The following is a 21392-nucleotide window of genomic DNA, read 5'->3' as shown; positions in this document are numbered from 1 at the left end:
CGAGTAACTGCTTGAATGGTTAGAAGGTTCTGAGAGCAACAATTCTTTTTTGGACACTTGATAAACCTTGAATGTTATTCAACTGAAAAGCTTCAATGCTGTCCTGGTGTTGTTCCTGAACTTTGGTCAGCTGGATACCTGCATTAATATTCCAATATCTGATTTAAATTACCTCGGCAGTAAACCAATAAACTGACCAAGCAATGGGCTCGTTTATTCTAGCAGCCTGTCGGACTTAAGACTGTCCTACTGCGGTTGCAATAAATTGGTCTAAAAATCTCTGTTTCTTCGTCAAATAGCTCGCTATTCTCCTCAGAAACAGAGATTTTTATCCTCAATTTCTTGCAATCCTCGCTACGGACGCTTAAGTCCGACAGGCTGCTAGTCAACAAACTTTTGGTTTCTGCAATTTTTTATTAGAACAAGCCGGTTAGAAGCTTCAGCCCTGTTAGAAAAAGGCAGATGTATAAAACCTTGTAAAAAAAATCAGTAGAGATGGTTTTAACCATCTTCATTCCAAGCCAGACACCCAGAGGGCAAACAGGTAGCAACAAAGAAGACAGTAGCAGGTTATCTGGGGTGAACTCGCCAAGGGCAGCATAGGCAGGACATTTGACCAGGTTGAGAGAACCAAAAAAGATCGCCATGGTGCCTGCCAGAAATTCCTTTTTAAGCTTCAACGGCAGCATGTAAACACTCAGGGGAGGTCCCCCGGAGTGAATGCCGAAACTGGTGAAACCACTGACGGTTGACCAGAAGATACCGGACAGTGTTCCCGGCTTGCGGGGTGAGTGAAAGTAGTGACCGAACCATTGCTTCAGGCAAAACAAAATGGCAATGATACCGATCATGCCTTTGACAGCCTGTTCACTGAGGGATGCAAACACCATCAGGCCCAGCAACAGGCCGAACAGGCCAGGAAAAATAATGATCTTGAACACAGTCCAGTCCACGTGCTTCCGCCATCCCCAGACGGCGAATCCGTCCATAGCTAACAGCAGGGGCAGGAGGATTGCGGCAGCCTGAACGGGAGGCATGGATAACGACATAAGTGGCACGGCAATCATGCCCAGAGCATTGCCCATGCCTCCCTTGCCCAGCCCCGTAATAACGACCGCCGGGATAGCCGTTATAAAGAAGGGCAGCTCTGGTATGGACGACAGCGGTGCTGAAAACATGGGAAAAGTCAGGTGAGAAGTTCGATTTCGTAATCCAGCATTTTATCCTTGTTGAACAGGTAGCGACCGATAAAACTCTTTTTCTTAAGCAACAGCGGTAACCAGTAGCGGTCATCCTCCCACATTTCATCATAAGGAATATCTTTGATATGGAACCACAGGGGAATCGCCTCGTCGGTTTCTTCGGGAATACCATCGTAGTCAGAAGCGGAAAAGGCGTAGACATGAATGGAGTAGCCATCGACAAACTGGAACAGGCATTCGCCATGGAAGGTCATATTCAGCGGGGTGATTTTAAGTTCTTCCTGAACTTCACGCACTGCGCACTCCAGTGTGGTTTCACCCTCTTCAAGCCTGCCGCCGGGCCCATTGATTTTACCGGCTCCCAGTCCGCGCTTTTTACGAATTAAAAGAATATGGTCACTTTTAACGATAAACGTCAGGGTAGCAGGATCCTGCGCTTTCCAGCTTTCCCAGTCGATGTCGGACAGTGTTCTGGCGGTTATGGGCTGCATGTCAGGCTTTTGCTTTGTCGATATCTCAAAGTCCCAAGTATAAAGCAGAGCTGAAAAAGATGGCGGGTTAATTTTTTCTCTTTATTTAAGTTGCGACAGTGGCAGCAGTGTCAGAGTGTTGGACCTGAAAGCCCCGGTGTCAATAAAGTGGGTATTACCGAGGGTTGTAGGATCTTCGACAATGGTGTGGCCACAGATGATATGATCAACACCTTCAACCCAGTCTGTGTTTCCGGTTTGTACTTTTGTTCTCGACCACATCAATTGCCGGGTCAGTTCCGGATCGGTCTCTATATTGCGCGGATTCCATTGCTTCAATGGGTATTCTGCGTGACAGATCGCCAGTTTGTTGCCATTAGAATGCTCAACGAGTATCAGGTAGGGCAAAGTATCAATCCAGTCGGCATACTCCCCCATTTTTTTTGCAGAAACTTTAAGATGCCAGCGACCGCCGTTGAGGACCCAGTCTGCCAGAATAGCTGATGACTCAGGGTTTCGGGCAATGGTCCTCAGGGTATCTTCGTGATTGCCGCAGACAGGGTGAAACCAGGGTTCATGGATCAGGGAGAGGCAACCGGGCGAATCAGGACCCCGGTCAATCAGGTCTCCAACACTGAAACAACGATCTACCTTAAAATCAAAATCCACACGCTCCAGAGTTTCGAAGAGCAAGTCGTACATGCCGTGTAGGTCGCCGATTGCGAAATCTCTTCCTGATAAGTTGGGTCCAAAGGTTTGAAGAAACATGATAGCTCCTTTGCAGTCCATTGCTTCTGGAGTTAGAAGTAGACACGGGTCGTGTTAAGTTCCTTTGAGTGTTGCCAGACCCGATTTTGGATCAATCTGTATCCCGATGGGTGCTGACCTGAGTATAACCTTCACCTGTTTGTCATTGGCCAAAACCCTGAACGACAGTGGTGTACTCTTGGGCAGTTCGCCGTTTTTTCTTGCCTCGGCAGCGGTATCCAGGGCATTAAGGTAAAAAGGCAACACCTTCTCTACTGTTTCGGCCAGATTGCTGAGAATCATAGCGTTAGCCATTAGCGCAGGTACATAAGTCGGTGTAGCGTAATCGGTGGTCTTAAGCTGAGACTGGATATGATCGACCCAGAGTTTCTTTTTTTCTTCGGGCAACTTGTTGAAAGCTTTCAGCAACTGCTTACCTTCTTCCGGAGTAAAGAGTCTCATCATTGCAGCCAGAGCACCAAGAGCCTCGATTTCCTGAGTCGATAGCCCGCTATTGTTTGACAGGTTCAACCACCAGGCTCGCGCTGTCAGGTAGGAAGGAATGGGATTAAAACCGGGATCTTTCTGCAGCTTGTCCAGTTCTTCTTTGATCTGGTTCATTGCCCGGTAAGTGTTCTCTGTCAGGTAAAGAGAGCCTTTGGCACTGATGTGACCTCTGAAGCCGGCAATATTATCTACCCAGTAGGCATACCAGAGGTTCAGGTCCCCGGGCTTCAGTGTGCCACTGCGAAAGCCCTCTTTCAGAGTGCTGTACATATTCAATGAACCTTCGTCGTACATCATATGGCGCAGATGACTTTCCGGCAGGAACACAATGGTGAATTTACGGCCATCGGAGTGGTATTTACTGGCAACTTCTTTAGCCAGCGGGTAGATACTGGTGGCTTTTTTCGCCGTGACCGAAAGGAAACGGGTACTGTCTTCGGGGAGTTTGGTACCAAGGACTGCAGAGGCCCGCTCCCTCGCGGTCGGTGACAGGGTAACGGCGCTGATGATCGCTGCCGCAGCCAGTGTTTCGTAGGACTCCTCGTCCAGTCCACGAATGAGCGCTGATAGCTGGTTGAAGTGTTCAAGACTCAAGACCGGCTTATCCAGATCTTTCTGAGGCAGGATAAATGCATCGTAGTCCTTTTGTGTACCGGATCTCAGCAACTGCAGTGAATAAAGGCGCGACAGGGCACGAGGGACTTCCGAATGTATATTGGAGGGTAGCTGGTCCGCCGACATTTCAGGGGTGACATTGGGATTGTCCATGACCCAGCTTAGCTGCTCTATCTGGCTGCTGGTAATATTCAGATCCTTACCATAGGTGACGCTGATGTATTCTCTGATCAGGTTGACGGCTTCACTGGCCTGAGCCTGCCAGCCAGGCAGAATCAGCATTAAAATAAAAAGAGGCTTTAATAATGTTTTCATAACTGAAAGGGTAGTGGGTGAGATGCCTAAGCATAGCAACAGGCTTGGAGTTTGCTTCAGGGTTTTTGAATCCGCTTATGAAAATTCCGTCAAGAAACCTGCGTTGACTCTACCTGCAGTTTTATATGAATATTTCAGGAACAGGGCACTATTCAGGAGGGGACAGCATGGCGGACTCCAGAGAGACCATCCGATCATTGTTTGATCTGCAGGCTGAAAACTATATTCAGCAGGACAGTGTTGGCATGCTGGATCATTATGCACCAGAAGAAGAGCTGCTGTTCTGGAGCTCAGAGGGAGCCCAGATTAACGGTCATGATGCCTTGAAGTTTTGGTATGAAACCCTCTTCAACCAGTTCGAAATCCTGTCTGTTAAATACCGAATTGAGTCTGCCTGGGAGGGACCAGACCAGATTTCCTGCAGCAGTACCTGGCAGTTGGAAACCCGGCTCAGGGATGTTGAGTGGGCGGTGGTAGAACTACAGTTTCTGCGGGCGACACACGTTTTGAGACAGTACCAGGGAGCATGGAAAATAGCACATATCCACTCTTCTCCCATTGGCCAGGCCTCAGCCGATTTTCCCGCCAGCTGATGATTCTCCAATAGCAGGTGGTTTTTCTTGTACCAGCCCCGGGGGGGCACAATGGTCTAACCTTGAGTCACTGCTCTTTTTAACCTTCCTGTCTGGGACAGTGGGCTTTTCCCTGACCAACATTAGAGTGACTTATGCGGCGTTGCATTACTGCACCCAGTGAACAGTACAAACTGGCTCTGGCTGTCTCCATGGTTGCTATGCTGGAGCTTTATGGTTTCCTGATCTATGCCCTGATGGCCAGTTATATCGCCGGGCATTTTTTTCCTGCCTCGGATCAGCTGACGTCCCTGCTGGGAAGTTTTGCTGCCCTTGCTGCAAGGTATTTAACCAGACCGTTGGAAGGGCTGTTTTTCGGGCACTTGGGACCTGCATACTATCTTGTGGTCATCGGCATTATCAGTCTGATGGCGGTTCTGGCTCCCTGGCCTGACTACGATATGAAAAAAAATGAATGTCTTGACACAACACTAGCGGAAAAGGGTTGAGATTGCAGAGTCAGGGATTTATGTTCGCTCATGCAGTAAAGCTTCAGATTGCCCTGTGATGAGCCCAGTCGCGCACCGACATCTCGGCTCATTGTACTCATTAGGAAGAAAAAGAGTTTCAACCATGGATAACAATGCGACGCCTGTCTCATTCAAACAAGGACCTTTGTGGGTTGCAGTTACAGTCCTGAGTCTGTTGCCCGCTTTGGCTTTTTCATCAAGCTTCTATGAACAATGCCTCCTGAAACAGGCTATGGAAGCCGATGACCAGATCACAATGGCGGAGATCAGGGCCGTTTGCAGCAAACCCTCCGAAGAAGATGCTCTGTCAGTCGTTGCAGGTGATTCCGATATGGCCCGGGAGGGAGAGAAAAGCGCTTTTGATGAGCGAGTCAGAGGGGAACGTCAGGCATTTGATAATCGTTTCGTGATTACTCCCCATCGGCCCAATTATGTGCTTCCGGTTTCCTGGAACAGCAATGTTAACAAGGCACCGTACAATGAAGTAGGTGAGGAATTGTCGTCAACTGAAATCAAGTTTCAGCTGAGTCTGAAAGCGCCTGTCTGGGAAGGTCTGTGGAATGGTTACGGTAATGTTTATGTCGCCTATACCAACACTTCCTGGTGGCAGGCCTACAACAGCAACTCGGCACCCTTTCGGGAAACGAATCATGAACCGGAGGTCTTTGCAATATTCCCGGTCGATTATTCGGTATTGGGTATGGACTTGAGGGCTGTAGTGGTCGGCCTGTCTCACCAGTCTAATGGCCGGTCGGGCAATCTATCCCGAAGCTGGAATCGGGCCTACCTGAATTTCCTGCTGGAAAAGGGTGATTTTTACATGAGCTTCAAGCCCTGGTATCGAATTCCGGAACCTGAAAAAGATCCCAATAACCCGAACGATACCGAGGGGGATGATAACCCGGATATTGAAAAGTTCATGGGGCATGGTGAGCTTCATTTTGGCTATAAACTGGACGAACACCAGATTTCCATGATGCTCAGAAACAACCTTCGTTTTTCTGATAACAAAGGCGCGGTGCAACTGGGTTGGTCCTTCCCTCTTAATGACCGTTTCCGGGGTTATTTCCAATACTTTAATGGCTATGGAGAGAGCCTGATTGATTACAATGCCAGTGTGAATCGGATCAGTATGGGTGTGATGTTGACCGACTGGTTGTGACAGTGCTTCTTACAACAACTCGACTATACTGAAGCGTCAATGATCAATAGCATGGGACGCTTTCAGTATCAGTGGGGTTCATCTCTTGATAGTATCGCCATTCCTTGTGTATCTCCGTGTGGGCGCAAAACCATCCGTCGGCAAAGAAACAATAACCAGAGAGTTCAGTGAACTTAATTTCGGTTTTTGGTTCAAAGTATTACTGAAAACGCTGTATCACAAAACAATGAAATATGATTGTTCCTGATTAGAGTGACTAACGGCGCTGTTATAGGTCGGGCTTTTGAGCTATGACCTGATGAAACGTCAGCTCTGAGCAGGCGGACAAAAAAAGGAGACTGGGCAAGATGGCAAATATTATCATAGCTGTAGCAGTGACATATCTTTATCATTTTCTTTCAGGATATGTTTCAGACAATCAGACGAAAACGAATGAAACAGTTTTGGAAGTGCTTCAGTCTGTAAATAATGAGGCAGGTGTAGAAACACTTTACCGAAATTCTGATTTGGAAAAAACGATCATAAAAGAGCTGATGGATTTAGAGGGTAAAACTTTGCCTGAAGACTATGAATCCAGATTGTTCAGTTTAAGTAGGGGAAATATAAAAACGAATGCACTTAATGATGGTGAACTGGATAAGGTAAATCAGATCTTTGACGCCATAAAAGGCCATATGATTGAGTTGTTCAAAGGCCGTGGTACTTTTGATCTGGAACGGGTACAAGTTGCTGATATTGAGGCTGTTTATATTTATTCTTTTAGTCACAAAGCTGCGACTCCGGAATGTCTTACATTGAACGATATTTGTCAACCCGCTAAAACCCAGCTGATAACTCAAAGTAATAATCAAGACACAATATTGGATGATTATAAAAAAATGTTTTCAGCAGAATGGATTCTTGAGAATTCCAAAGGGGGAGAAAAATATCGGGAATCAAGTCCCGGAGACTTCCTTCTTGATGTCGACTTTGCCCAAAAAAAAATATTATATGAAAATAATTCTGATTTTCTAACGGCATCCAGAATCATTGAAAAAAATGAAACATTCCCCACTATGGGTTTCAGAGCTCTATTTGTAATGTCTGATCCTGCTAAAAAAGAATTTTTTATTCAAACGACTGGAAGAAGCTACACTCACAAAATTGATGCCGAACAGCTATCAAATATGCTTAAAACCATTCCAGGAAGACAAATATCAATGCTCACAGGGTTGGCCAAAAAGCTTAATTGAAAAATAACCCTGATATTGAAAAGTTCATGGGACAGGGTGAACTTTATTTTGGCTATAAGCTGGATGAATACCAGAATTCCATGATGCTCAGAAACAACCTTTGTTTTTCTGATAACTAAGGAGCGGTGCAACGGGTCTGCTCCTTCCCTCCTAATGACTATTTCAGGGGTTTTTGCCATTACCTTTATGACCATGAAGAGAACCTGATTGATTACAACGGCAGTGTAAACCGGATCAGTATGGGGGTGATGTTGACCGACAGACTATAAAGTGCGTTTCACGAGGACTCGACTATACTGGAGCGTCAATCACCAATAGCATGGGACGCTTCAGTAAGTGGGGTTCACCTCTTGATAGTATTGCCATTCTTTCTATGTCCCCGTGTGGGAGCAGAACCATCGATTTATAAAGAAATAATAACCAGAGAGTTCAGTGAACCTGGTTCTGGTTTCAGGGGCAGAAGTATCACTGAAAAAAGTATCACTGAAAACGGTTCATCTCAAACCATTGGAAGTAGGACATTCCTGATCAGCGTCAGAAGGAACACTATGCTCGTTAAGGCTCCTGAAGTTAAGTACCTGGCCAGTTGGTTTCGCATATTCTGGCGAGTGGATTTTTTCATCCTTCAAGGCGCAACGACGGGCGCGTAGCCACAGCTACGCAACCAGAGTTGGAACGCAGAAGGGTGGAAAAAGCCGCCGTCCAGAATATGCGAAACCAACTGGTTAGGTACTTATGACTTAATGAAACCCAACCTTCAAGCAGGCAGACAATAGAGGAGACTGGAAAACATGGCGGTAAATATTCTTATAGCAGCAGCAATAGCATATCATTATTGTAATTCAGGAAATGCACCCGATAAACGCGCCAAAAAGACTGAAACAGGCTTGGAAGTGCATCAGCCTGTAAATGGAGGGACTGGTGTAGAAACACTCTATCGAGCCTCCGGAATAGAAAAAAAGATCATCAGCGAGCTGATGGATTTAGATGGAATGACTTTTCCTGAAGACTATGAGTCCAGACTATTCACTTTAAGTAGAGGGGGTATAGACACTAATGCTCTCTCTGAAGATGAGCTGGATAAGGTGAATCAAATTTTTAACGCAATAAAAAGTCACATGATTGAGCTCTTTAAAGGCAAGGATACTTTTAATCTGGAAGAAGCTCGAGCTGATGGCATTGAGGCTGTCTATATTTACTCTTTTAGTCACAAAGCCGCTACTCTAGAATGCCTTACATCAAACGATCTTTGTCAACCTGCAAATACCCAACACATAACGTTTAAAGGTAAGCCCACAGCTCAAAGCAATAACGAAGATTCGATTTTTGATAATTATAAGAACATGTTTTTATCCGAATGGATTCTTGAACAATCTAAAGCGAGTCTGAAAGGCTATCGGGAAACAGATCCCGGGTATTATCTTTCTGGGGCGGATTTTACCCAAAAAAAATCATTGCATGAAGCATGTCTTGGTTTTATAGAGGCGTCCAGAGTCGTTGAAAAAAATAAGGCATTCCCCACTGCGGGTTTCAGGGCCGTATTTATAATGACTGATCCAGCTAAAAAAGATCTTTATATTCAAACTGCTGGAAGAAGCTATACTCACAAATTTGGTGCTGAAAAGTTATCAAATATGCTTAAAACCATTCCAGGAAAACAAATATCCATGCTCACAGGGCTGGCCAAAAAGCTTCATACAAAAAAACAACCCTGATATTGAAAGGTTTATGGGACATGGTGAGCTCCATTTAGGCTATTGCCATTCCAGACACACACTGCGCTAAAGCAAATCAAATAACTGCAAAGAAATAATAATTAGGGTGCTCAGGGGAATTTAATTGAGGTTCTGATGTCTAAAGTACTATGGGAGGCTTCAGATTATCTCAAACCGGAGGAAGAAGGTCGTTTTTAAACGGAGCTGACTGCAGAATTGAGACTCTTTCAGAATTTATCCCTGGATAGTTAACTATCTGAAGCCATGACTTTCTGAAATGCGAACGCTCAGAATAAATGTATAAAATGGAGGTGTTGACATGAAAGCACAAATACTCGCAGGATTAGCAGTTTACTTTGCTCTAGATTATTTTTCAGAGGATATTCCAGATATTCAGACTGAAACAGAAGAGCAAGTTTATCAACCTGTAAATAATGGTACGGGCATACAGTCACTATATCGAAATTCCAACTTGGAAAAAACAATCATCAAAGGACTGAAAAATTTAGGCGGGAGAACTTTGCCTGAAGACTATGAGACCAGATTGTTCACTTTAAGTAAGGGCGATCTGGATACTGCTAGTCTCTCTGATGCTGAGTTAGGTGAGTTAAATGAAGTTTTTAGCACAATCAAAAACCATGTCATTGGGCTATACCGGCACAGCGATGAAATTGATCTGGAACTAATAAAATCTGCTGATATTGAGGCTGTCTATATTTACTCTATTAGCCACAGTGCTACCACTCTGGAATGTCTCACATGGAACGATATTTGCCAGCCTGATAGTGCCAAATACACAGAGCATAGATTTAAAGATATAACTCAATTGGGTTATAAAAACTCAGTTCTGGCTAATTATAAAAACATGTTTGCATTTGATTTGATTATGAAAAAAACCATAGACGAACGTTTGATTTACAACTACTATAGTACGTCTTACATGAACCTCATTGATGGGGTAAACTTCAGCAAAAAACAGTTAATACAAGAAAGAATTTCTGGTCTTATATCGCTCGCCAGTATCATCGATGAAGAACCAGAATTCCCCGCTTTGGGATATAGGGCTTTATTTGTAATGACTGATCCTGATAAAAAGGACCTTTATATTCTAAGTAGTGGCAGAAGGTACACTGGCAGGCACAATGCCGAACAGTTATCAGAGTTACTCAAAACCATTCCGGGAAAACAAATATCAAAGTTTACAGGAATCGGAAAAAGGCTTCATAAAAAAAATCAATCTTGATATTGAAAAGTTTATCGGACATGGCGAGCTTCATTTTGGCTATAAACTCTTTAAACACTAAATTTTTTACGATGCTTAGCAGTAACCTTCATTTTTCTGATAACAAAGGCCCAGTTACCACTGGGCTGGTCCTTCCCTCTTAATGACCGTTTCCGCGTCTATGTCCAATACTCTAATGGCTATGATGAAAGCCTGATTGATTACAATTTCAGTCTGAACCGAAACAGCATGGGTGTGATGCTGACCGATTGGCCATAATATTGCCTTTTACAAAGATTCAGCTACACTCCAAAGCGTCAATCGCCAATAACGTGTGACGCTTTAATATTATCGGGGTTTATCTTTTGTCAGTATCACCACACTTCATATATTCCTGTGCAGAATCAAAGCCATCCACCCAAAAAGCAATAGTAACCAGAGAGTTCAGTAAGCTTAATTTCGGTTTTGGGATCAAAAATATCGGTGAAAGTTTTTATCTCAAACCAGTGGGAAGAAGGTCTTTCCCAGTGAGAGGCAGTAACCGGGTTCTAATCGGTCAGGCTCCCAGAGCTATCAATTAATGAAATAAGTACCTGGCCAGTTGGTTTCGCATATTCTGGCGAGTGGATTTTTTCATCCTTCAAGGCGCAACGACGGGCGCGTAGCCATAGCTACTCAACCAGAGTTGGAACGCAGAAGGGTGGAAAAAGCCGCCGTCCAGAATATGCGAAACCAACTGGTTAGGTACTTACTCGCTTTAAGTAGACGTTCAAAAAAGAAGGTTAGGCAGATGTTATTAAAAGCTGTTGCATTAGCAGGAGCGGCATATCTTTTTGGTTTTTTTTCAAAAGATGTTCCAGATACCCAGACTGAAACAGGGTTGGAACTGCAACAATCTGTTGAAAGAGTATTGGAAACGCATCAATCTGTTGAAACAGGTTTGGAATTGTCTCAACCAGTCAATAGAGGGACAGGCATAGAAACACAGTTTCGAATTTCCGGCCTGGAAAAAAGGATCATCAACGAGCTGATGGAGTTAGATGGGAAAACTCTGCCCGAAGACTATGAATCCAGATTATTCTCTTTAAGCAGAGGGAGTATAAACACGGATGCTCTTTCTGATGATGAACTGGAGAAGGTCAATCAAATCTTTGGCGCAATAAAAGACCATATGATTGAATTGTTCAATGACGAGTATACTGTTCGTCAGGAACTAATAAAAGCTGCTGATATTGAGTCTGTCTATGTTTATTCTTTCAGTCACAAAGCAGCTACTCTGGAATGCCTTACGTCGAACGATATTTGCCAACCTCCTGATGCTCAACACTTAATACTTAATGCCGAAAGTACAACTCAAAGCAATGATGAAGGCTCAACATTCGATGATTACAAAAAAATGCTTTCATTTGAATGGATTCTTAAACATTCCAAAGTGTGTCTGGCAGGCTATCAGGATTCAAATTACGCGTTAACCCTTCATGGGGTAGACTTTGCCGAAAGAAAAATGTTAGAGGAAACAGCTTCTGATTTTGTAAGTCTGTCCAGAGTCGTTAATAAAAATGAAGTATTTCCCACTATGGGCTTCAGGGCTGTATTTATAATGACGGGTACCAGTAAAGAGAATGTTTATATTGTGTCTACGGGAAGAAGCTACACTCACAAATTTGATGCCGAACGGTTATCCATTATGCTTAGAACCATTCCGGGAAAAAAAATATCAATGCGCACAGGGTTGGCCAAAATGCTTAATAAAGAAAAGCAACATTGATATTCTGACGCTATAAAAGATCGTTAAATCGTTAAGACACTCACTCAAGTCACCGGGAATGATAGGCGAATTCTGGTCGGAACCGGAGATTACTCCGGTTCAACTCTGAAATGCTTTTACAACCCATCAGTTTCATATCCCGCTCCATTTCGCTGCACAGATTACCCAGAGCCTTTTCAACGCCAGCTCTTCCGGCCGCCGCCAAAGCATAAAGATACAGGCGGCCACCTGAACAGGCTCTGGCGCCCATTGACAGAGCTTTAAGAACGTGTGTTCCCCTCTGTATTCCACCGTCGCATATCACATCAATTCGATCTCCAACGGCATCTACGATTTCTGCCAGCTGGTCAAAGGGAGAGCGTGAGCCATCCAGCTGTCGGCCACCATGGTTGGAAATCATGATGGCTGCAGCGCCAATATCTACGGCTCTGCGTGCATCTTCAACCGACATGATACCTTTCAATACCAATGGCTTTTCCCAGTAGCGGACAATCTCTTCAGCTGCCTGCCAGTCCATACTTTGATCCAGCATGGTATTGATGTAGCTACCGATCGAAAGGGTAATGCTGGTGCCTTCGCCAACATAGTCCTGAAGCTGAGGCAGCTCAAAGCCACCATGGGACAAGTAATTCAGACCCCAGGCCGGATGACAGGTAAAACTCAGCAGACTCTTCAATGTCAGTTTGGGGGGGATGGTAAAACCGGTGACAAGATCCCTTTCCCTGTTGCCTCCCACAGCTGTATCCACCGTTAATGCCATGGCATCGAAGTTGGCTGCCTTGCATCGGTCTATCATGTTGCGGGTCAGCCCCTTATCCTTATGTACGTAAAGCTGGAACAGCTTCGGGGTTTTAATGGTTGAGGCAATCTCTTCGATGCTGGTGGTGCCCAGAGAAGAAAGGCCAAAAAGCGTGCCAAACTGTTCTGCTGCTTTTCCTACAGCCATCTCACCTTCATGATGAAAGAGACACTGCAGTGCGGTGGGCGATAAGAAGAGAGGGATGTCCAGATCCAGCCCCATAACCCGGGTAGAGAGATCAACATGCTCTGCACCTCTCAAAACATTGGGTACCAGGTCACAGTTGGAATAGGCCTCGGTATTTCTTCGCCGTGTGGTCTCATCATCCGCAGCGCCGTCAATGTAATGAAAAATGGGGGAGGGCAACCGTCTTCGGGCGAGTTCCCGGAAGTCTCTGGTGTTGTGGCAGTGTTTCAGGCGCATGGTTTTCCACTGGCCTGTCGTCGGTGACAGTCTGTAGTTGGATCATGAAAAATACTTGGCGTTTTAGGTATAGCACCGATTTGGAGCAGATCAACAACAGACCGAAAAAATGCACACCGGTTTTGCATAGCTGCTGGTCAGTTCTTCTTATGATGTCGAACAAGCTATTTTGGACAGTTGGACAAGGCGGGATGATGACTAACGGCAGAGCTGTTGCAAGGAATCCCAGTGAAGATCCAGCTGTTCAAAATGGTTGCGCAGTTCATGTTTAGGGAGAACCTGGTATTATCCGGCGTCAGCTTCATTATGGGTTTCGACACCGTCATGGTCAGTCTTTTCCAACAGTAACGCGGCGGCCGTCGCAACCTCTTCCTCTGTGCCGTTATACAGCAGCAGAAAGTTACCGGCAGACAGAGATTTCTCGTAGCGGACAACGCTGTTTTTAGGAATCCCCATACTGGCCAGACCAGCCCCAAGAGCTGAAAGTCCGCCGGCAATAACCGCACCTTCAAGCCCGCCGGCAATGGCTGATACCAGCGGTCCTGCGATCACCATGGGCCCAATGCCAGGAATCACAAAAAACGCAGCACCAAACAAAATACCCCACAGACCACCCCAGAAGGCACCGATCTTGCCCCAGGCTTTCATCCGGTCCCCGGTGTTGTAGTAACCTACTACGTGTTCTTCGGTATGGTAGTCATTACCAACCACTGAAATTTTCTTCATCTCAAAGCCAGCTTTTTGCAAGCTTTTAACCGCATCATCGGCCGCATTATGGGTTTTGTAGGTAGCAACGCAGGTGTTTGGTGTCTTCATCGTAGTGCTCCAGATGGAAGTTAGCACTCTAGGAAAAATAGTTGATTCTCGGTATCCGTCAAATAGTGGTCAAATGTCCAATAACAGTCGAATTTAGACTTCCAGTATCGTTTATTTGCAAAAAAAAGCCAGGAGCAAGTCCTGGCAAAAAGGAGTGTTCTCAATTATTTCGCGGTGGTGGTTCTAACCCTGGTTTTCTGCCTGTTCTGGCCTTCCAGCGGGCGGTTCTTTTCAAAGTCCTGTCTCAGATACAGTTTTGGAAAAGCGTGGTTGGCAAACTCTTGTTGAGTAAAGTCACGAATGGCTTTTTTCTCACCCTTTGTCCGGGTGTGTTTGGGTTGTGCCAGCCGTTTGATTGTTTCAGGGTTAACCTTGCCGCTTTTATCCCGGGCTACAGGAGCTTTCAGGTTATCCTCATATTTTTTTCTGGCTTCGACCAGTGCGTTTTGTCTGGCCAGAAAATCTGCAGAGAGGGCTTTCTGTTGTGCCTTGGGCTTGCGTTCATTTTTATCACCGAAAACTACCGTGCGGATGTTTTTTTGGTAACGCTCAGCGACTTCTGCTCCCGGAGTATTGAGAGGGATCGGGTGAGGCTTGGCAAGAGCCGTCATAAAGGCATGGTCTGGGTTTTTCTTTACCTGGCCTACTGGACGAGGAATACGTGATGGCGCTTTCGCAGGTCGCTCTTTTAAGGGCTGCTCTCTTAAAGGGGGCTCTTTGCTGGACGGCTCTTTGATATAGCAGGTGGCGTCAGCAACGGATGCCTGCCTGTCACCAATATCCGTTTCATCCCAGTCCCACTCAAAGAACATGCCGTTCTCATAGAGATCACGCATATTGGCTATAGAGTTTTCCGCCATGGAGCCGACTGCACTGGCTCCGGAATAAAATATGGATACTGCCCTCGAAGCACCATCACACAGCCAGCTTTTGACTTGCTTTTTGCCCTCTGAAAATGCGTTGAGAGCAAATTGCAGTGTACTGCCTGTTGCAGTGTCCGGTGATTTGGTGGTCATACATGAGTTCATTGGCAACTCCTTTCTATCCTTGAATGCTGTTATTGGTATTCAGCTTACCCTTTTTTCAAAAGCTACTTAATGACCATCTGGTTAGCAGACCTAACGATCTTTCTCCAGAATGTGCAGCCAAGGCAGGTATGGACTTCTGATTGAGTACGAACGTCTGCATTAATACAACGCTCAATCTTTTTATGATCAAGAAGCTCAAGTTCGGATACTCTTTTTCCAACACCGGGTGAACAACAAGCTAGGATATTAATGCTCAGATACAAGGTGTAAGGCTGATGAACATTGTGAAGAGGCTGACTGCTGCAAGCCTGATTATCTCACAGGCAGTAAGCTGTCTACAGGCACAGGCTCGAACGTCAGGTTCGATTCAGCCAACAGAAATACCACCTCAATTATTCTATGAATTTGAAGTAGATCCGAACCAGCTACCGGAAATACCCACTGCTCATGCGCCAACACATTGTCCCCCTCACAGAGCTTTGAGTATTTCATGGAATAAAAACAGTACGCTCATAGCTGTGGGAATAGGTTCTGGGGATAAATATGACGATACGAGAAAGTGTCGGCTTTCAGGAGCCCTGCAAATCTTTAATGTGAGTGCCCCAGGATACCCGAGACTCGTGCGTACCCATCACGCAAAAAACTACTGGATAAAAAGCGTTACTTTCAGCCCCGACGGCACTCAGCTGATAGCCGGGGGGGATGATAACAAGGTCAATATTTTTGGAGGGATAAGCCCGTTCAGCCACCAGCAAACCCTGTCCGAAGCGCTAAGAGATTTACGAACCGTTGCCATTAACCCGAACGGCACCCTGCTGGCAGCCGGGGGATATAACACAAAGATCATGCTTTATCTTAAAAACGAAACCAATCAGTTCACCTACGTGAAAACCCTGTCCCAAGCATCACGGGTTAGTAGTGTAGCAGATCTTGACTTCAACCCCATCAACAGCCAGCTGGCAGCGGCTCAACGTCACCAAATTGTAAGAACTTATCGCGGGACCAGTCCGTACAATCTTCTGAAAACCCTGTCGGATTCGTGCTGCGGGATGTTGGCTGTTGCCTACAATCCCAACGGCACCCTGCTGACATCCGGGGATACGGTAGGACAGGTCAGGTTTTATAACGGGATGAACCCGAACAACACCCTGTACACTCTACCCGTATCAGGCCGGAAACGGGTATTGAGCCTTGCCTATAACCCAAGTGGCACCCGGCTGGTAGTTGGCCACAAAAATGGCGATGGCAATGGCGAGGTCAGTGTTTTTGAGGGAATCAGTCCGTTCTCTCACCTGTACACCCTGCCCTCCGGCAGGTCACCGACGGTTGTGTACAGCCGCGATGGCAAATGGCTGGTCACCGGGGGGTATGATGGAAAGATCATGATGTATCGGGTCGATGGTGTAAGAGCACCTACAACACAAGCCAGTACAACAAAAATCACTACGACAGAGGCCAATACAACAGAAGCTGTTAAGGAAACCTGGATAAAAGTCAGCATAGAAAACGGCACAGCAGTACATAGCTCTTCGACATACATAGCCCTTTCGCTAGTCACATTATTAACAACGGTTCTTCAGGGGATGATATTGCAATGATGTTTTTGGACAACTTCTCTCCGACTCCGGAGAAGTCTTGTTTCTCTATTTTCGCTGTTTTCTCTCATGACCATACCGGTCTTGGACATTATCCGAAGTATTGATAGAAAGCTTATTGATATTCAGCTTACCCTTTTTTCAAAAGCTGCTTAATGACCGTCTGATTAGCAGACCTAACGATCTTTCTCCAGAATGTGCAGCCAAGGCAGGTATGGACTTCTGATTGAGTACGAACGTCTGCATTAATACAACGCTCAATCTTTTTATGATCAAGAAGCTCAAGTTCGGATACTCTTTTTCCAACACCGGGTGAACAACAAGCTAGGATATTAATGCTCAGATACAAGGTGTAAGGCTGATGAACATTGTGAAGAGGCTGACTGCTGCAAGCCTGATTATCTCACAGGCAGTAAGCTGTCTACAGGCACAGGCTCGAACGTCAGGTTCGATTCAGCCAACAGAAATACCACCTCAATTATTCTATGAAATTGAAGTAGATCCTAACCAGCTACCGGAAATACCCACTTCAACGCCCACTGCTCCTGCGCCAACACATTGTCCCCCTCACAGGGCTTTGAGTATTTCATGGAATAAAAACAGTACGCTCATAGCTGTGGGAATAGGTTCTGGGGATATCTATGACGAGGCGAGAAAGTGTCCGATTTCAGGAGCCCTGCAAATCTTTAATGTGAGTGCCTCAGGATACCCGAGACTCGTGCATACCCATCACGCAACAAACTGGATAGGAAGCGTTACTTTCAGCCCCGACGGCACTCAGCTGATAACCGGGGGAGATGATGACACGGTCAATATTTTTGGAGGGATGAGCCCGTTCAGCCACCAGCAAACCCTGTCCGAAGCGCCAGGCGATGTACAAACCGTTGCCATTAACCCGAACGGCACCCTGCTGGCAGCCGGGGGATATGATACAAATATCAGGCTTTATCTTAAGAACGAAACCAATCTGTTCACCTACGTGAAAACCCTGTCCCACGCACCAAGTGGTATAGAAGATCTTGACTTCAACCCCATCAACAGCCAGCTGGCAGCGGCTGAACGTCACCGAATTGTAAGAACTTATCGCGGGACCAGTCCGTACAATCTTCTGAAAACCCTGTTGGATCCGTGCTGCCAGATGTTGGCTGTTGCCTACAATCCCAACGGCACCCTGCTGACCTCCGGGAATATGGTAGGACAGGTCAGGTTTTATAACGGGATGAACCCGAACAACACCCTGTACACTCTATCCGTATCAGGCGAGGTATTGAGCCTTGCCTATAACCCAAGTGGTACCCGGCTGGTAGTTGGGCAGAACAATGACGATGGCAATGGCGAGGTCAGTGTTTTCGAGGGAATCAGTCCGTTCTCCCACCTGTACACCCTGCCCTCCGGCAGGTCACCGACGGTTGTGTACAGCCGCGATGGCAAATGGCTGGTCACCGGGGGGTATGATGGAAAGATCATGATGTATCGGGTCGATGGTGTAAGAGCACCGACAACAGAAGCTGTTACGGAAGCCTGGATAAAAGCCAGCATAAAAAACGGCACAGAAGTACATAGCTCTTCGACATTCACAACCCTTTCACTAGTCACATTATTAACAACGGTTCTTCAGGGAATGGTATTGCAATGATTTTTTTGGACAACTTCTCTCCGACTCCGGAGAAATCTTGTCTCTCTATTTTCGCTGTTTTCTCTCATGACCATACCGGTCTTGGACATTGTCCGAAGTGTTGATATAAAGCTGGAGGAAGGTAATGAATATTGAGAAGGGCCTGACGACTGCAAGCCTGATAATCTCACTGACAGTAAGCGGCTTAGAAGCGCAGACTCAAACGACAAGCTCAATGCAGCCAACAGAAATCCCTCCTCAATTATTCTATGAAATTGAAGTAGATCCGAACCAGCTACCGGAAATACCCGCTTCAACGCCCACTGCTCCTGCGCCAACACATTGTCCTCCTCACAGGGCTTTGAGTATTTCATGGAATAAAAACAATACGCTCATAGCTGTGGGAATAGGTTCTGGCGATTTCATTGGTTATGGGAGAAAGTTTGCGATTTCAGGAGCCCTGCAAATCTTTAATGTGAGTGCCTCAGGATACCCGAGACTCGTGCATACCCATCACGCAACAAAATGGATAAGAAGCGTTACTTTCAGCTCCGACGGCACTCAGCTGATAACCGGGGGGGATGATGACACGGTCAATATTTTTGGAGGGATGAGCCCGTTCAGCCACCAGCAAACCCTGTCCGAAGTGCCAAAAGATCTACGAACCGTTGCCATTAACCCGAACGGCACCCTGCTGGCAGCCGGGGGAGATGATACAAATATCAGGCTTTATCTTAAGAACGAAACCAATCTGTTCACCTACGTGAAAACCCTGTCCCAACTACCAAGTCGTAGTCGTATAGAAGATCTTGACTTCAACCCCATCAACAGTCAGTTGGCAGTGGCTGAAAGTTTCCAAAAGGTAAGAACTTATCGCGGGACCAGTCCGTACAATCTTCTGAAAACCCTGTTGGATTCGTGCTGCCGGATGTCGGTTGTAGCCTACAATCCCAACGGCACCCTGCTGACATCCGGGGATGTGTTAGGACAGGTCAGGTTTTATAACGGGATGAACCCGAACAACACCCTGTACACTCTATCCGTATCAGGCCAGGTATCGAGCCTTGCCTATAACCCAAGTGGCACCCGGCTGGTAGTTGGCCACAAAAATGGCGATGGCGATGGCAATGGCGAGGTCAGTGTTTTTGAGGGAATCAGTCCGTTCTCTCACCTGCACACCCTGCCCTCCGGCAGGTCACCGACGGTTGTGTACAGCCGCGATGGCAAATGGCTGGTCACCGGGGGGTATGATGGAAAGATCATGATGTATCGGGTCGATGGTGTAAGAGCACCGACAACAGAAGCTGTTAAGGAAACCTGGATAAAAGTCAGCATAGAAAACGGCACAGAATTACATAGCTCTTCGACATACATAGCCCTTTCGCTAGTCACATTATTAACAACGGTTCTTCAGGGGATGATATTGCAATGATGTTTTTGGACAACTTCTCGTTCTCATAGAGATCACACATATTGGCTATAGAGTTTTTTGCCACGGAGCCGACTGCACTGGCTCCGGAATAAAATATGGATACTCCCTCGAAGCACTATCATACAGCCAGTTTTTGGTTTGCTTTTTGCCCTCTGAAAATGCACTTAGAGCAAACTGCAGTGTCCGGTGATTTGGTGATCATACATGAGTACATAGCCAACTCCTTGCTATCCTTGAATGCTATTGCTGTTATTGATTTACAGCTTACAGCTTACCTTTCCTTCAAAGCCTGCTTAATGACCGTCTGGTCAGCAGAACTAACGATCTTTCTCCAGAATACGCAGCCCACCGCCTGAAAGGTTATGGAAGAAGGTGTCTCCGGGAACAATATCCACCCGACAGCGGGCTTCTTTCGGCAGGCTCTTCAGTAGCAGGTCTCTGTTTTCTGCCTTTTCCAGAACGTCGGCAGAGAACTCTCCCAGGATGACAATAGGGTGTTCCGGACTCTGCCCCGGATAATATTCGCTCTGCTTGATGTTGATAATAGTGGCCAGTTGCTCAATAACCTCATGGAAAAGGTCTTTCAGTTGACTTCGGGCCTTGTCGTAGTTGCTGCGGCTCACTGCATGCTGGCCGCTGAGATAATCCTGACGGTTGCCGTCGTTGTAGATCTGGCTGACCTGGTAACCCAGAGTATTGATACCTGTGCGGCCCCAGCGCTTCATCATGGCATAGGGATCACCTTTGTATTTACCATATTCCTGCACATAGTCGCTGGCGAACAGGGCCTGATGGATTGGCTGTGACGCCATATAGGGAAGATAACTTTTGTTTTTGCAGGGTACAGGGCTGAACCAGGCGTTCTGGCTGGCCTGGCCAATATTCCAGTAACCCCCCGCCATACTCAGCCATTTCGGCAATCTGGCAGACCAGGGGGTGATCTGGCCGTTTTTGACCTGGTAAGGCACCGCTATTGTGGTGGCCTGAATCAGGTCGAAATGTCTGCTGGCTTTATGGTTTCTGTGCAACCAGCTTTTGGCACTGGCGGCCATCAGGGTATGGTCGCCCACCAACTTTACGTTTTCCACCATCACCCCGTGTTCCCTGAACAGAGCCTTTGCCATACAGGTGAAGTAAGCCTCCCGATTTTGACTAACCGGACAGTTTTGAGTCAACAGAGATCGATATTTTGAGAGCTGGCCTGGTTCAGGTGCTGGCTTTTGGCGATAGAAATCGTAGCCAGCGATACCAATAACGAGATCCGTGCTGCTGTTGGGCGCCAGCTTCGAGTGTTCCAACATGTCTTTTAATGCGCTTTCCAACAGTTTTAGTGGCGATTCGTTGAATGCGATATTGCCGGGATCTTCGGCCAGATGAGCATCTTTGCCTGAAGATGCATAACCTGCAAAGGCAGGCGTTTCGATGCCGGTGTGAGCAACCGCCATCCGGGCGTCGAAATTGCTTACGTAGACCGTGGTGCGGTATCTGGCCGCCAGAACGGCTTCGTTGAAGCCGAAAAAGCTGAACAGTGTCAGTACGATTTGAAAGACGATCCTTGCGTGTTTGAACATGGCTACTTCCCCGTGTGAACCAATGTAAAGCTGATCGTACGAGATTCAGACAAAGG

The 21392-nt window shown here is 46.4% G+C and carries 20 protein-coding genes; 12 read left to right on the top strand and 8 right to left on the bottom strand.

Annotation, left to right across the window (positions count from 1 at the left end; genetic code table 11):
- Positions 1–416 precede the first annotated feature (416 nt).
- The 4 genes from ACOMHB_RS19605 to ACOMHB_RS19590 all read right to left on the bottom strand — a co-directional run bounded on the left by ACOMHB_RS19605 (position 417) and on the right by ACOMHB_RS19590 (position 3856).
- Positions 417–1178 carry a sulfite exporter TauE/SafE family protein gene (locus ACOMHB_RS19605; RefSeq protein WP_422138645.1) on the bottom strand — a complete coding sequence of 254 codons (762 nt, stop codon included), beginning with the start codon at positions 1176–1178 and terminating at the stop codon, positions 417–419.
- 8 nt (positions 1179–1186) lie between these two features.
- Positions 1187–1693 (bottom strand): 8-oxo-dGTP diphosphatase, encoded by a 507-nt coding sequence (locus tag ACOMHB_RS19600; protein ID WP_448217882.1) that lies wholly within the window; start codon positions 1691–1693, stop codon positions 1187–1189.
- Between the two features lie 81 nt (positions 1694–1774).
- The gene (locus tag ACOMHB_RS19595) at positions 1775–2440 is read right to left on the bottom strand and encodes a metallophosphoesterase (protein ID WP_448217881.1); all 666 of its coding nucleotides are present in this window, start codon (positions 2438–2440) and stop codon (positions 1775–1777) included.
- Positions 2441–2494: 54 nt separating this feature from the next.
- Positions 2495–3856, bottom strand: a complete 1362-nt coding sequence (locus ACOMHB_RS19590) for a DUF6829 domain-containing protein (RefSeq protein ID WP_422134766.1) — start codon at positions 3854–3856, stop codon at positions 2495–2497.
- Positions 3857–4023: 167 nt separating this feature from the next.
- Here ACOMHB_RS19590 and ACOMHB_RS19585 point away from each other — a divergent pair, with 167 nt between their 5' ends.
- The 9 genes from ACOMHB_RS19585 (at position 4024) to ACOMHB_RS19545 (ending at position 12057) form a co-directional block, all read left to right on the top strand.
- A complete protein-coding gene (locus ACOMHB_RS19585) occupies positions 4024–4449 on the top strand; it encodes a YybH family protein (protein WP_422413226.1) in 426 nt (141 codons plus the stop codon).
- Between the two features lie 134 nt (positions 4450–4583).
- Positions 4584–4937: a hypothetical protein gene (locus ACOMHB_RS19580; RefSeq protein ID WP_422476129.1), complete on the top strand. Its 354-nt coding sequence runs from the start codon at positions 4584–4586 to the stop codon at positions 4935–4937.
- Between the two features lie 124 nt (positions 4938–5061).
- Positions 5062–6120: a phospholipase A gene (locus tag ACOMHB_RS19575; RefSeq protein WP_422134763.1), complete on the top strand. Its 1059-nt coding sequence runs from the start codon at positions 5062–5064 to the stop codon at positions 6118–6120.
- Between the two features lie 347 nt (positions 6121–6467).
- Complete coding sequence (locus ACOMHB_RS19570) at positions 6468–7352, top strand: hypothetical protein (protein WP_448217880.1); 885 nt, start codon at positions 6468–6470, stop codon at positions 7350–7352.
- A complete protein-coding gene (locus ACOMHB_RS19565) occupies positions 7349–7471 on the top strand; it encodes a phospholipase A (protein ID WP_448217879.1) in 123 nt (40 codons plus the stop codon). The genes ACOMHB_RS19570 and ACOMHB_RS19565 overlap by 4 nt, the downstream gene beginning before the upstream one ends.
- Before the next feature lie 672 nt (positions 7472–8143).
- A complete protein-coding gene (locus ACOMHB_RS19560) occupies positions 8144–9067 on the top strand; it encodes a hypothetical protein (RefSeq protein WP_448217878.1) in 924 nt (307 codons plus the stop codon).
- A 319-nt stretch (positions 9068–9386) separates the two neighbouring features.
- Entirely contained in the window at positions 9387–10310 is a 924-nt protein-coding gene (locus ACOMHB_RS19555) for a hypothetical protein (protein ID WP_448217877.1), read from the top strand.
- Between the two features lie 90 nt (positions 10311–10400).
- On the top strand, positions 10401–10568 hold the full coding sequence (locus ACOMHB_RS19550) for a phospholipase A (RefSeq protein WP_422137131.1): 168 nt from the start codon (positions 10401–10403) through the stop codon (positions 10566–10568).
- A 511-nt stretch (positions 10569–11079) separates the two neighbouring features.
- Positions 11080–12057 carry a hypothetical protein gene (locus ACOMHB_RS19545; RefSeq protein ID WP_448217876.1) on the top strand — a complete coding sequence of 326 codons (978 nt, stop codon included), beginning with the start codon at positions 11080–11082 and terminating at the stop codon, positions 12055–12057.
- Positions 12058–12106: 49 nt separating this feature from the next.
- On the opposite strand, the gene ACOMHB_RS19540 is transcribed toward ACOMHB_RS19545, so the two are convergent.
- The 3 genes from ACOMHB_RS19540 to ACOMHB_RS19530 all read right to left on the bottom strand — a co-directional run bounded on the left by ACOMHB_RS19540 (position 12107) and on the right by ACOMHB_RS19530 (position 15123).
- Positions 12107–13279: an alpha-hydroxy acid oxidase gene (locus ACOMHB_RS19540; protein WP_422134758.1), complete on the bottom strand. Its 1173-nt coding sequence runs from the start codon at positions 13277–13279 to the stop codon at positions 12107–12109.
- 285 nt (positions 13280–13564) lie between these two features.
- Complete coding sequence (locus ACOMHB_RS19535; protein ID WP_448217875.1) at positions 13565–14095, bottom strand: general stress protein; 531 nt, start codon at positions 14093–14095, stop codon at positions 13565–13567.
- Between the two features lie 164 nt (positions 14096–14259).
- The gene (locus tag ACOMHB_RS19530) at positions 14260–15123 is read right to left on the bottom strand and encodes a hypothetical protein (protein ID WP_448217874.1); all 864 of its coding nucleotides are present in this window, start codon (positions 15121–15123) and stop codon (positions 14260–14262) included.
- Positions 15124–15398: 275 nt separating this feature from the next.
- Here ACOMHB_RS19530 and ACOMHB_RS19525 point away from each other — a divergent pair, with 275 nt between their 5' ends.
- The 3 genes from ACOMHB_RS19525 to ACOMHB_RS19515 all read left to right on the top strand — a co-directional run bounded on the left by ACOMHB_RS19525 (position 15399) and on the right by ACOMHB_RS19515 (position 19765).
- Positions 15399–16721: a WD40 repeat domain-containing protein gene (locus ACOMHB_RS19525; RefSeq protein ID WP_448217873.1), complete on the top strand. Its 1323-nt coding sequence runs from the start codon at positions 15399–15401 to the stop codon at positions 16719–16721.
- A gap of 358 nt (positions 16722–17079) precedes the next feature.
- On the top strand, positions 17080–18354 hold the full coding sequence (locus ACOMHB_RS19520; RefSeq protein ID WP_448217872.1) for a WD40 repeat domain-containing protein: 1275 nt from the start codon (positions 17080–17082) through the stop codon (positions 18352–18354).
- Positions 18355–18478: 124 nt separating this feature from the next.
- Positions 18479–19765: a WD40 repeat domain-containing protein gene (locus ACOMHB_RS19515; RefSeq protein WP_448217871.1), complete on the top strand. Its 1287-nt coding sequence runs from the start codon at positions 18479–18481 to the stop codon at positions 19763–19765.
- Between the two features lie 317 nt (positions 19766–20082).
- On the opposite strand, the gene ACOMHB_RS19510 is transcribed toward ACOMHB_RS19515, so the two are convergent.
- A complete protein-coding gene (locus ACOMHB_RS19510) occupies positions 20083–21336 on the bottom strand; it encodes a hypothetical protein (RefSeq protein ID WP_448217870.1) in 1254 nt (417 codons plus the stop codon).
- Positions 21337–21392: the final 56 nt, after the last annotated feature.

The sequence above is a fragment of the Endozoicomonas sp. 2B-B genome, assembly GCF_053470045.1.
This window is presented reverse-complemented; position numbering and strand designations above follow the sequence as displayed.